Origin of the sequence: Thalassospira sp. UBA848 (genome assembly GCF_002295455.1) — a bacterium.
Lineage (GTDB): Bacteria > Pseudomonadota > Alphaproteobacteria > Rhodospirillales > Thalassospiraceae > Thalassospira.
Genome location: NZ_DBGS01000138.1, coordinates 67,589 through 80,555 on the forward strand (window position 1 = coordinate 67,589; position 12,967 = coordinate 80,555).

The window sequence follows — 12,967 nt, forward strand, 5'->3', positions numbered from 1 at the left end:
TACGTTAGCTTTTCTCGGATTTGATGATTTCCGTCATGGTAACACCAAGCCGGTCTTCCACCACCACGACCTCGCCACGCGCGACGAGACGGTTGTTCACATAGATATCAATAGCTTCACCAACTTTGCGGTCAAGCTCTACGACAGCACCACGACCAAGTTTCAGCAATTGACTGACCTGCATGGTTGCTTTTCCGAGGACTGCTGAAACCTGAACGGGAATATCGTACACGGCTTCAAGATCCTTGGAAGTCTTCATCTGCTCGCTGCCAGCTTCGGCCGCGGCGAGAAGTTCGGTTCCTTCGCCCTCAAGTTCAATTTGATCGTCATCGAGTTCCGAGAGTTCGAGATCGTCATCATCAGCCATTTTCGTCTCCTGCGTCTTTGGTCGGTTGCTTCACAGCAGCCGTCTCGCCGGCTGTGGTCGTCGGGTTTTCCTGCGTGCGCGGCTGTCCGTTTTCGGGGCCAGCATTGACGGGCTTCGCAGGATTTTGCGCGGTTGCCGTCGTATGGTTATTTTGTGTGTCAGGCTTGTCATCGGCCTGACCTTCGGTGATTGTTTCCGGTCTTTGCGCCGTGTCACCCGCGGGTGCCGGATTTGCCATCGTATCGTCTTGCGATGTTTGCATATTCCGCGCGTCGGTGCCATCGCCTTCTTGGGGTGCAGCCCTGTGTGCGGCTGGTCCGGCAGGGGATGACATGTCCGGTGTGACGTGTTTCACCGCTTCTGTCGGACTGCCTTGGGCCGGTTCAGCGGGATTGGCATCTGGACTGCGCAAGCTTTCCGGTGGCTCTGAACCAGATGTCTGGTGGCTGGCAGGCTTGGGGGCTTCTGTCGGCTGCGGGGAATTTGGCGTCGCCTCCCGGTCCATGTCCGACTTGTTTGGAATCTCCGTTGGGTCGGTGGGTACGGTGCCTGCATCTGCCCCTTCATCTGCCAGTGTGGAAGATGCCGGATCGTCTTTTGGAATACGGCTTTCCTGAACTTCGGGATCGCCCATATCGCTTTCTGTCAGACCATGGTCACTGGCATGCAGGGCCAGGGCATTGTCGATGATCTCGTTGATCTCGGACCAGATACGTGAACTGTCGCGCACTGCTGTCCCGTCGCCCCACGAAACCTGACAATCGCCCATCGCGACATCGGGTTCCCCAACAACGACGATCTTGCCGGAAAAACCACGCGAAACGGCAATGCGTTCTGTCGCCGCCCCGACATCTTTTTCAAGTTCAGGATGAACCTTGATCATGACTTTGGGGACATCAAACAGATTGGCCAGACATTGCCGGACAATGTCTTCGATCTCGGTCAACTGATACTGCTTCGACCAGGCAGGGGCCAGCTTGCGAATGACACCAAGGGCAACGTGAATGGCATCTTCGTTGATCTTGGCATTGGCGCGCTTTTGCTGCTCGTCAATCTGGGCCAGCTTTTCGGCAATTTCAGATTCCACGTCGCCAACGGCCTTTTCAAGCGAGGCCATGATTTGCTGGTGTGCTTCGTCAAATCCCTGTTTGTGACCCTCGGCAAAACCCTGTTCGTGACCGCGCTTTTCAGCATCTGCCACCATTTGGGTACCCTGTTCCTCGGTATAGACCGGGGGCGGGGGTGGCGGGGCTTCGTCTTCTTTCTTTTTCTTCTTTTTCTTGCCCAGTTCGTAATGCTCATCCTCGCCGCCTGCCGAACGGATTACGTTGTCGGCATCGTCGAAGCTTAATGAGAATGTGAACTTTTCAATGGCCGTCATATCGAACTGCTAAAACGCCTTGTGCAACAAAAGGGAGGAAGCCCTGCGGCTGTCAGTGAGCCGATCACTGTCAGGAGCATCAGCTTTCCTGATACAGCCAGTTGCGAATAATCGAGAGAGCTTCTTCCGGGTGTTTCTCCACGATCTCGCCGATTTTCTTGACCGAGGATGCTTTCACGCGGCCTTCAACCTGCGACAGGTTGATCAGTTCCTCGCCGTCGTCGGCACCACCAGGTGCCATCGGAACAGGCGCCGGACCTTCAAGGGCCGGTGTGCCCTCTGCGCTCATGTCCTCGGCAAGAAGCTGCCGCTGTGCCATGTCGGCCGCACTGGGCAGGGTTTCGAACGCACGGGTCAGCAGCGGGCGGACCACCAGCAGGATGACAAGGATGGCGACGATTGCCAAGACCAGCATCTCGGCGATGCGGAAGATTTCAGCCTTGTCGAGGCCAAGGAATGTCTCGATTTCTTCATCCGGGAACAGATCGTCGGTATCGGCGAACTGCATGTTGATGACTTCGACCTGATCGCTGCGCTGGGGGTCATAGCCGATGGCGCTACGAACAAGAGCTGCGATCTTCTCGAGGTCTTCCGGGGAGCGTTCCTGATACAGGCGCTCGCCATTTTCGTCGGTGGTGTAGGTGCCATCAACGAGTACCGCCACCGTCACACGCGAAATTTCGCCGATTTCCTTGACCTGTGTGGTGGTGGTTTTGGAAATCTCGTAGTTGACGGTTTCTTCAGTGCGGTTTTCCTGACTTTGGGTCCCAGCTCCGTTGGCAGCGTCAAAGTTTGCATCTGGCAGGTTGTTTTGCAGCGTTACCGGATCGGTGCCCTCGGTCTCGGAATTGGTGGCATTTTCTTCGATCGTCTGGCTTGAACGGATCACGCGCTCGTCAGGGTTAAAGCGCTCGTCAGCCGTTGTAACCTTGTTGAAGTCCATTTCGACCGAGACTTCGGCGCGAACCTCGCCATAGCCAAGGGAACGCGACAGCAAATCTTCGATGGTATTGCGCAGGCGGCTTTCCGTGCGAATGCGCATTTCGTCAGCGGTCTGCGTCAGGAAGGTCGAAGACTGCTGTTCGCCGTCACCGCGGGCAAGCAAACGTCCACGTTCATCAATGATCGATACCTTGCCGGGGTCAAGTTGTGGCACAGCGGCAGCGACAAGGTGCTGAATTGCAACGACTTGTTCGGGTTTCAGTTCACCGCCTGCCATTTTTACGGCAATCGAGGCACTGGCGTCCTGCGTTTCGCGCGAGAACATTTGGCGTTTGGGCAGAACCAGATGAACACGTGCCTGCTGGATCGACTGGATCGCGGCAATCGTTCTGGCCAGTTCGCCTTCAAGGGCGCGGACGTGGTTAATGTTCTGCTCAAAACTCGTCGCGCCGAAACCATCGGAATTATCGAATACTTCGTAACCGACAGAACCACCAGTCGGCAGGCCGCTTTCCGCCATGCTCAGGCGCATGCGGTTGACCTGGTCGGCCGGGACAAGGATTTCAGTGCCGTTATTCAGCAGCTGGTACTGGACTTGTTGATCTTCCAGGCGATTGACAATCTGGCTGGCATCGCCCGGGTCCAGATCGCGATAGAGCAGTTCCATGTTCGGGGCGGAAACGCGCATGATCAAGAATGCAAAGAAGACAAGCAGCAACACGCCCACGCCGCTGATAGCCATCAGGCGCGTTGGTCCAAGACTTTTTAGTGTTTGCAACAAGCCGCCCACGTTCGACTGCTCCGAAACGAAAATTTACCACTGTCCCTGTGCGGATCGATCCATGCGGAATGCGACCAGCATCAACAACGAATAGTTCTCCATGCTGAAGAACAGGTTAACAACCGGCAATTTTTGCCCAGTTGATGGATTCAAATTCACCAGTGATTTGAATCATTTGGATATTTAATATCCGCTTTTCTCTGCCCTTAATGTAGTGAGTCAGTCGGGTAAAAAGAAGCCCGGCACAGTGGCCGGGCGAGTCTGTTTTGGTGCTATGTGTTTCAAGGCGGGCTAACGCCCTGAAACAGATGTCAATTACCGTTTGATCCGAATCAGCTCATCGAGCATTTCATCGGTCGTGGTGATGGTTTTGGTGTTCGCCGAGTAAGCACGCTGGGTGACGATCATGTTGGTGAATTCCTCACCGAGATCGACGTTCGAGCCTTCCAGTGCCGAAGCCACAACGTTACCGGCACCATTCAGGCCCGGCTCACGGAGCAGATAATCGCCCGACTCACGCGTCTGGCGGTAAACGTTACCTGTGTGGTTTTCCATTTCATCAGGCGCCTCGAAGGTTGCGATGGCCAGTTTGTAAACCGGGCGTTTCACACCGTTTGCAAACTCGACTTGCAGGAAGCCATCTTCGGTGAACGCATAGTTCACCATGGTGCCTGCCTGCGCACCATTCTGGTTGATGAAGTGGGTGGTGTATTCGACAAGGTTACCGTTAGCATCGGAACCAGCCGCGAACTGAGTGATACCGTTACCGAGCCCGATGGTACCGAAATCAAGGGTGAATTCGCTGGTATCGGAACCATTGCTCCACTCTGCAGAGATGTCAGTGTCAACCAAGCTACCAGTTGACCCGACGTTTACCGCACCGATTGTTGCTTGCACACCATTAAAGCTCTGAAGGTTGCCGGAACCATCAAAGGTGATCGTACCAGCCTGGATCAGGCCATTCGGGTGGTCGGTCGGGTCAAGCTCACCGGTCGTTGTGTTGCCGGTAAGTTCAAATCCCCACCGGTTCTGACCGAGTTTGACAACCTGCAGGTTGACGGTATGCGCCGAACCAAGGGAGTCATAAATGGTTACCGGCATGGTGTTGTCTTCGGCAACAGTGCCGGTCGCAAGATCACCTGCAGTGTAAGTCGCTGACAGGGTTCCCGGAACGCCGGCAAAGTTGATGCCCGTCGCACTCAATGGTGTGCCCGTGACGTTGGCAATAACGACATCCTGATCGGCAAACGCACCAGTCAAGGTCAGGGTATCGTTGGTGCCCGTTGTGGTGGTGGTTGCGTCAATGCCAGTTACTGCACTGATCGCAGCAGCCAGGTCTTCGAGCGTATCACCAGTGTTAATCGTGATGTTGGTGGTCGTGCCATCATGGGTGATCGAGAACTGGTCACCGTTGTTGATGCCGGCAAGCGTTGTCAGGTCGGTCGTATCATAGTCGATGCCGGTGGTCGTCGATGTGGCCGTGCCGCCGGTAACTGCCGTTTCGTCGGAGTTCAGGTTCGCACCAAATTCGATGTTGGTCGTTGATGCGGCCGCCGTCAGGATCGAGTTGATATCAAGAACCTGAAGGTCGGTCACAGCCGAGCTGTTTGATGTCGTGGCGTTGCCATCCCCATCAAGCAGGCCACCGTCACGGTCGGTTGCCCAACCCTGCACATAGTAGCCGGCAGTGTTCTTTAGATAGCCGTCATCATCCGGCTTGAAGTCGCCAGCGCGAGTGAAGAACAGCTCGTCATTGGTTCCCGGCGATGCGGTGCCGCGAACGATGAAGAAGCCATCGCCGGAAATTGCCGCTGCCGTGGTCGACGAGGTTGCCTGCAGCAAGCCCTGCTTGCTGATCAGGGCGGTCGGATGGAAGCGTACGCCACCCGGTGTATAGCGGGTGTCGGTTGCGGCTTCGGTCACCAGGGTCGAGAAACGACCAATGGTTCCCTTGTAACCGATTGTATTAAGGTTCGAGATGTTGTCCGAGATGACGCCCAGGTTCTGAGACTGCGCATTCAGGCCGGAAACACCGGAAATCATTGCACCAAAAAGGCTCATTTTTCTTCTCCTGTTTCGACAGGCTGTTAATCAAATCCGGATGAATGCCCTAGGCGGCTTCTTCCTGCTCTTCAGTCCCGGAATTATCTCCGGTATCTGTGTTATCGTTGGTGGTGTCTGTGCTGTTCGCGCCCAACTTCACGTTGGTCAGGGTCGAGAACGGTACAGAGACATCGCCCATGCGGAGGTAAATGTCGCTGTCATCAATATCGACACTGTCAACTGTGCCGACGATACCGATTGCCACAGATGCCGGATCACCGTCTTCATCAAGGAAGCTGTCTCCGTTGGCTGCCATCGGGCTGACCACGAGGGTATAGGCACCAGGATCCTGTTCGACCCCGTTGTTGTTCTTGCCATCCCAGGTAAAGGTCTGAAGGCCGGAAACATCGGTAAGTTCTTCAGAGTAGATGGTCGCACCGCTCTGATCCTGAATCTGCAACTGCAGACGCGGAACTTCCGGTGAAACGTTGTATTTGTAAGTGAGCTCTTCGCCCTCTTCGCGCCAGTTGGTGTCACCAACTGCTTCGATCTCGGCACCGACATAGGACAGTGCAGAAAGCTGGCGTTGCTGGCCCTGCATGGCGAGCAGGTCTTCGAGGTTCTTGTTGCTCTGAATGCCTTGCTCAACCTGGGCGAACTGGCTCAGCTGGTCGGTGAACTTGTCACTTTCCATGGGCGAGGTCGGGTCCTGGTTTTTGAGCTGTGTCGTCAGAAGGGTCAGAAACGTATCAAAGTTCTGGGCCAGCTGATTGGCAGAGCTACTTGACGCGGCATTGTTGTTTGACTGCGCCAGACCAACATTTGTCAGGGATGAAATGGTCATGGGATTGTCCCTCTACCTTTCCTAGATCCGGATATCGACAAGGCCGTTGGGATTGATCCCATAGCCAATGGCGACATGTTCGGCGAGTTCGGTTCCACTCATGACATCGCCATCATCGGGGCTGCTGCCCTGATCGGCGGTCATACGAGATTGGCCGTTGCCGTCCTGACTCTGGCCACCTTCATTTCTGTGCTCGAAGGTGAAGCTTTGACTGTCTGCGTTCAGTCCCGCGTCTTTCAATGCTTGTTGAAGAGCACGGGAGTCTTGACGCAACATGTCGAGGGTCTCGCGTGTGTCGGCTTGAATGACGCCCTGGATGCGGCCGTCCTGACCGATTTCCATTTTGACATCCACGCGGCCCAGATGCTCGGGGCGAAGTTGGACCGAGATCTTGTCAACGCCCTCGCTGGCAGCGTTTCGGATTGAAACGGCAACCTGTTGCTGTACCTGCTGTGACGGAGCCTGACGCGCGGTTTGTGCGGTTTGGCCGCCGGTGTTGGTCTGATGCAGGGTATTTGTGCTGCCGGGCTGTCCATTTGCCGTGGCGGTGGCTTCAGTGCCGCCGGTCGCGGTGACCGCACCGTTTGTCACTGCATTCTGCTGTGCGGTTGCACTGTTTTGCGGGTTCTGGGCATTTGCCGCTGCTGCCATTGCCTGCTGTGCTGCCTGGGCAGTTTGTGCCGGGTTGGTTGTCGCGGCCTGTTGACCGCCATTGTTGGTTTGAGCAGAGGTCGTGGCATTTACGGTGCCGTTGGCATCGCTTTTACCTTTTCCCTCGCCGCTCATCGCATCAACGACACGCGACAGGAATTTGTCAGATGTTAGTTCATCACCGGTGCCGGTATCTGCGCCATTAAGGGCAATCTTGGCCGATCCTGCTGCTGCGGGCTGCGACAGGGCTGTTGAGTTCAATAGCCCGTCAGTTGTCTTGTCTGCTGTAGTGGTGCCATTGGCAGCAACATTCTGACCACCAGCCTGTGCCGGGTTCTGGCCAGATGTTACACCGCTCGCGGCATTCGTCTTCACATCAGCTGCCTTTGCCTTGGCTAACTCAAGTGCCTCGGGCGAGCCAGGGAGTGGAGCTGCCTGTGCAGGCTGGTTTGGATCAACCATGCCAGGGGTGACGGCTGCGTTGTCGGTTTTATCCGCATTGGTTCCGGCTTCCTCTTCGGAGGTGGCCGACTTGGTTTCATCGGACGAAGGGGTATCGCCTTGATCCGAAGCGTCACCTTCGTCATTGCCGCGATCAGCGTTGTCCGCGCTTCGCATATCATCAGATGCGTCGTCGTCAACACGATCCGCGTCGGAGTCATGCGGTTCATCGGATTTGGGGTCGTCAATTCTGGCGTGGTCTTCATGATCTTCACGCGAAGCACGGACCGGATCGTCTTCTCGACGATCGGCGGTTGGCGCATCGTCAAGATCCTGATCTTCACGCGCGGATCTGCGCGCACTCATTTCAGCGCGATGGTCGTCGATATCGTTCTGGGCAGATTTTGCCGCATCGTATTTGACCTGATGGCTTTGCTCAGACCAGTTGTCTGTGACCGATGCCATGATGTCACTAAAGCCGGACCCCTTGCGTTCGCTCGGGTTTGTGCCGGGTACGGAGACTGTTGGCATCACGCTGTTTGTAATCGCAGAGCTGTTCATGACCTTGGTCCTTATGGAAGCAGTGTCAGAACAGTTGCAAGTGACGGGCCAGTTTTGAGATTAACGTTTTCTACATATTTTCAGTACGTTAGGGCGCCTCGGTTCTGGAGGCATATTTTGCCTCGGTCAGAAACAGGTGTGTAGCAGGGAAAAATTGATCCAGTGGCATTCTGGCAGGAAGGAAACAGGGGAAATGCAAAAAAGGCCCCCGGCGATGCCGGAGGCCTAATTCTGTCAGTCGAATAAGTAAGGCGTCTTGGCCTAGGCCGAAATTGACAGCCCGGATTTTGCCGGTGCCGGTTTTTCAGCTTCATCCTTTGCACTTGCAGATGATTGTGTCGCTTCATTGGGAAGGGCAGGACGATCCTTTTGGGCCGTCATCACTGCCTGACGCAATTCGCCTTCGCTTTTTTCAGAAAGCTCAGCCCAAGAATCTCGAAGTGGTGTGAGAAGTTTAATAACCTCTGCTGCGGCATTGGGATCGTTTTTGCGATCCACATCCATCAAGCGGATCATGCAGTGCGTATAGAGCCGTTCGAGGTTCGCAGCGATCTCGCCACCTTGCTCCATGTCCAGAGTGTTCGCCAGATGGGCAATCAGCTCTTGCGCACTGCAATTGGCATTGCAGCGACCCTGAATGTCATTGCGCTCAATCGCCTTTTGCGCCTCTTGCAAGCGTGACAAAGTCTTTTCAAACAGCATGAACACCATTTTTGCAGGTGTGGCTGTATTGACCTGTTGTTGCTTGTATGTATGGGCGGCGTGTTCGTTCATGCGACACTCCTTGGTATACTACGCGTGTGTTCAGTGTGCATGTATGGCAGACAAAAGTTAACCTTTATCTTTTCCTGCAGACATCAATTCGTCGAGAGAACTCTGGATGTTCTTCATGCGTGCAAGGGCCGATTCCATTGCAATGAACTGATCCATAAGGACTTCTCGCTGCCGCGCGAGACGCTCGTCAATACGGTCAACTTTTTCTTCGTAAGACGTGCTTTGGGTTTCCAGATCAGTGATCGCCTGGGTCAAAGTCCCTTCTTCTTCGTCCAGAATTGAATCCAGTTCGAAGTAGAACTGTGCGCCAATGCCCACGCTGGTTGTTACTGTTGCGGTGTCGGCAGCACTGGCGTCACCACTGTAAAACAGTCGCAAACCATCAGCGGTTCTGATGCTGTTGCCCGAAACAACCGCGTTCTTGCCGGTGGTGGTCACGCCATCAACCGTGATGTCGTAGGTTACGCTATTGATCGTGCCACCAGACGCATCAATGTTGAACTCATAGGTCGCAGCGTTGGTTTTGCTATCAAAGCCGGTCATCGTGATATCGGAGTTGTCCGATTTGCCGCGGAACAGGAACAGTTCCATGACTTCTTCTGGCTCGTTAAGCAAAGCTTCATTGAGCGCAGTTTCATCAAGATCGATGGTTTTGCTCAGCAGCGGGTCTTCGGTCGCGCCATAGGCAACAAAGTCCAGGCCGATTTCAGCCAACACCGAATAGTCGTCCTGATCAGCCCGGTCAGTCACCCCGTTTGCAAACGAACCGGCAATCTGTTGCAGAGCGGACTCAATGCCTTTGACGGACGTATTGCCAAGCAAAACAGCGTCTTCGGATGCTTCACCGGTGGTCGGGTCAACGAAAGTCTTCTCGTTGATGAAGGTCTGAACCGCGTTGTAGGCATCAACGAAATCAAGAATCGCTGTCTTTGCCTGATTGAGGTCCTGTTCGATATCAATCGTGATTTGTGTTCCCGGTTCGGCGTCATACAGATTGATATTGAGACCATCAATCAGATCAGAAAACTCGTTTGACCCACGGGTCACGGTGATCCCGTCAAGTTCAATGCTTGCATTGTTGCCAACGTCGATGACATTGGTTGCATTGATTGTCGTCGCATCTGTCAGGACGCCGAGGCTTTGCAGAACGTTGCCGCTATCGTCACTGAACGACATGCGGTTGTCTTCGCCTTCGTCGGTCGAAGTCAGGATCAGCGTACTTTCAGTATCAGAAACCTTGACGACCGATGCCTGAACGCCGGTCGCGTCTTTGATATTGTTGATCTTGTCACGAATGTCCTGAAGCGTGTCGCCAGCTGATACAGTAACCGTCGAACTGCCGGCCCCGCCGGCCACAGTAAAGGTACCTGTTCCGGTGATCCCTGTAATGTCAGCGCTTGCCGCGACAGCCTGGGTATCACTTGAAAGTTTGTGTCGGCTTGCGACCTGATTGATCTCGAAGTTGTAGCTGCCGGTCTCAGCTGCGTTTGACGCAGTGACACCCATCAAAGTACCTGCCTCGGATCCGTCAGAGGATGCAAAAATCTGTTTGGCTTCAAAGATATTTCGCGAGTTATCAAAGCTCGTTGCGCCATAAAGGTTGGACATCGAGTCTTTGAGTGTACCAACAAGCGTCTGCAGCTCTTTCAGCGCAGCAATTTTCTCGTCGTTTGCCTCAACCCGTCTTTCAAGGTTGTCAGCAGGAATACGACGGGCAGCAATCATCTGGTCGACGGTGTCGACGAAATCGATGTTGGACGAACCGCCAGATAGCTGGACGCGACCGTTATCCCCAACATAGATATTATTTAAATTCAGACTGCTCATTGGTTAGCTCCTTGGGTGCTCCCGGCTGATTTTGCCTGCTACCGGTATCTCTTGTCAAACCGATCAGCAAGAACCATGCCTATGTGCGCCCACTCGCTGGGTTAAATTTCTTCGTCGACGAAACTGCCGAGATATTCGCGCATCTGTGAGAACAGCTGCTGAAGTTCTTTTGACGGCAGTTCGCGCAAGACATCACCGCTTACGCGGTCGGTAACTTTTGCAACAACGCGACCGGTATCCTGATTGAAGTTCAATTCAACGCGTGCCGTGCCGTTTGCAAGGTCCGGCAGATCAATACTGGCCAGAGCATCCTGCATTTTCTGCGGTACTGCGGATGCCTTGGTTTCCGGTTTCGCTGCTGCGAAGCCCGCGTCAGCTCTTGCTGCCGGGACTGCTGGTGCAGCCGGTGCAGACTGGGTGTTGCCACCCGAACTGCTTGGCGCACTATAGTTGTTTACGACTTCCATTTTTCAGCTCCTTAAAGCCGCCATCCTGTAACAGCAGGATGAAACTTGAAAAAGACGGGTACCTATCATCGGTGCCCAGGGACAAAAGATAGATTACTGCAGCAAGCGCAGCAGGTTTTGCGGCATCTGGTTCGCCTGTGCCAGCATGGCAACCCCGGATTGAACCAGGATCTGCTTGGAGGTGAAGTTGGTCATTTCAGCCGCAACATCAAGGTCAAGCAAGGTTGAACGGGCCGACTCAGTGTTTTCCTGAGTCGTCGCAAGGTTCTGACCAGCAAAGTCCAGGCGGTTCTGGGATGTGCCGACCGCAGCACGGGCGCGCTGCAAGTCGTCGATCGCACGGGTCACAACCTCAACCGCGCTTTGGGCGCTGGCGGCTGTGCTGATCGCATTGGCGCCGAGTGTCTGCAGGGAATCCTGGGTCCCTAGCGCACCTGCGCCGAGGGTTTCTGAGTCGACCGAATTCAACGTGATATCCAACCGATCATTTGCGGTGTTGCCCGCGCCAACCTGGAACTCGATTGAGCTCTGCAATGCCTGACCGTTGTCAGATGCCATGGTGACGACGTTGCCAATAGAAGAGTCAAGGCCGCTGCCGTTGAAGTTTGTGCTTGTACCAAAGTCGTTCGAGCCAGCCGTGCCGGCGGCAACAAAGTCAATTGAGGCAGAGAAGTTGGTGTTCACACTGAAGGAAAGGCCAAGTTCATCGAAGTCGAGCGTTGCATTCCCTCCAGCAGGAATAGCCGTGGTTCCGCCTGTTGCGGCGTAGTCCGAGACATCAATGGATTGCGAGCGGTCAGCCACACCATCGATCGTGCTGGTCACGGTCATAATGACCGGTCCACCTGCAGAAATCTCGTTAATGCTGACCTCGAAACTGTTGTCTGTAAGGTCAGTGTCGGTGTCGGTCGCCCAATAATTGTTATCGGTAATCGCAAAGTTATCGAAACCGTTGACGGGAACAAGTGCGCGACCGCCGCCGGTGGCAGCAAGGTCACCAAACTCAAGGGCGACATCTCCGCCGTCACCAAGCAACTGTATTCCATTGAAGTTTGTGGAGGACGCAATTCGGTCAATTTCATCGCGCAGCTGAACAAACTCATCATTCAGGAAGCCGCGCTCGGTATCGGACAAGTTGCCAGATGATGCCTGAACCGACAGTGTTTTCATGCGGACAAGGATATTGTCGATGGTTGCCATACCGCCATCAGCGATCTGGAGCATCGAATTGGCCTGGCCGACGTTTACGGAAGCGGTTTTAAGGGCTTCGGTCGTCGCATTAAGGCGTGCGCCAATTGCCATCGAGGCTGCGTCATCACGTGCGGAAACAACGCGCGTACCCGAAGACAACTTCGACAGCGACCGGGTCGCCATTTCGTCAGAAGCAGACAAGTTACGGTGCGCGACGTTCGCAGCATAATTCGATATAATATTAAGAGCCATGACGCATCTCCTACATGGATAGCTCTGGACAACATCTTGTTATCCGTGACCCGGCACACTTGCCAGATTTTTTTCAACCCATAACCTAGGGGTGAAAAGTGTAATACAGGTATGGTGTAATATACTTTTAGGTTAGATTTATGTCTAGATAAAAAAGATTCTGAGATTTATCCATTAAAAACAAAAGGTTATTTCTGGCGGAAGTGCAAGGAACTGCCGATGTTCTTAATATTTTGTAAACGAATCCGACTCCGTTCGCATCATCCTTGACATGCAAAACAACTATCCAGACGTATAAAATTAAGGCTTTAGTTTGTTGGTGGGCTAAGAGCCGAGCCATCAGGATGCAAATACGCTTATTTGTAGAGCGGGATGCAAAAAAGGGCGACCCGAAGGTCGCCCTTTTGCAAAGAAGTGTGTTTTTCCAGATTACTGGAGCAGACGC

The 12,967-nt window shown here is 54.1% G+C and carries 10 protein-coding genes; all 10 read right to left on the reverse strand.

Annotated features, from left to right (window positions below):
• Positions 1–4: 4 nt before the first annotated feature.
• The gene (gene fliN / locus B2R48_RS19330) at positions 5–367 is read right to left on the reverse strand and encodes a flagellar motor switch protein FliN (RefSeq protein WP_062954089.1); all 363 of its coding nucleotides are present in this window, start codon (positions 365–367) and stop codon (positions 5–7) included.
• Positions 360–1,748: a FliH/SctL family protein gene (locus B2R48_RS19335; RefSeq protein WP_297003574.1), complete on the reverse strand. Its 1,389-nt coding sequence runs from the start codon at positions 1,746–1,748 to the stop codon at positions 360–362. The genes fliN and B2R48_RS19335 overlap by 8 nt, the downstream gene beginning before the upstream one ends.
• Before the next feature lie 79 nt (positions 1,749–1,827).
• Positions 1,828–3,432 (reverse strand): flagellar basal-body MS-ring/collar protein FliF, encoded by a 1,605-nt coding sequence (gene fliF, locus B2R48_RS19340; RefSeq protein WP_249742272.1) that lies wholly within the window; start codon positions 3,430–3,432, stop codon positions 1,828–1,830.
• 354 nt (positions 3,433–3,786) lie between these two features.
• Positions 3,787–5,532: a flagellar hook protein FlgE gene (locus B2R48_RS19345; protein WP_297003577.1), complete on the reverse strand. Its 1,746-nt coding sequence runs from the start codon at positions 5,530–5,532 to the stop codon at positions 3,787–3,789.
• 49 nt (positions 5,533–5,581) lie between these two features.
• A complete protein-coding gene (locus B2R48_RS19350; protein WP_213475559.1) occupies positions 5,582–6,358 on the reverse strand; it encodes a flagellar hook assembly protein FlgD in 777 nt (258 codons plus the stop codon).
• 21 nt (positions 6,359–6,379) lie between these two features.
• Positions 6,380–8,011 (reverse strand): flagellar hook-length control protein FliK, encoded by a 1,632-nt coding sequence (locus B2R48_RS19355; RefSeq protein WP_297003578.1) that lies wholly within the window; start codon positions 8,009–8,011, stop codon positions 6,380–6,382.
• Between the two features lie 261 nt (positions 8,012–8,272).
• Entirely contained in the window at positions 8,273–8,785 is a 513-nt protein-coding gene (gene fliS, locus B2R48_RS19360) for a flagellar export chaperone FliS (protein WP_297003580.1), read from the reverse strand.
• Positions 8,786–8,842: 57 nt separating this feature from the next.
• Positions 8,843–10,612 (reverse strand): flagellar filament capping protein FliD, encoded by a 1,770-nt coding sequence (fliD, locus tag B2R48_RS19365; protein ID WP_297003582.1) that lies wholly within the window; start codon positions 10,610–10,612, stop codon positions 8,843–8,845.
• Between the two features lie 101 nt (positions 10,613–10,713).
• Complete coding sequence (locus B2R48_RS19370) at positions 10,714–11,079, reverse strand: flagellar protein FlaG (RefSeq protein WP_213475563.1); 366 nt, start codon at positions 11,077–11,079, stop codon at positions 10,714–10,716.
• 93 nt (positions 11,080–11,172) lie between these two features.
• Positions 11,173–12,522, reverse strand: coding sequence for a flagellin (locus tag B2R48_RS19375; RefSeq protein WP_297003584.1), 1,350 nt, complete (start codon positions 12,520–12,522; stop codon positions 11,173–11,175).
• Positions 12,523–12,967 lie beyond the last annotated feature (445 nt).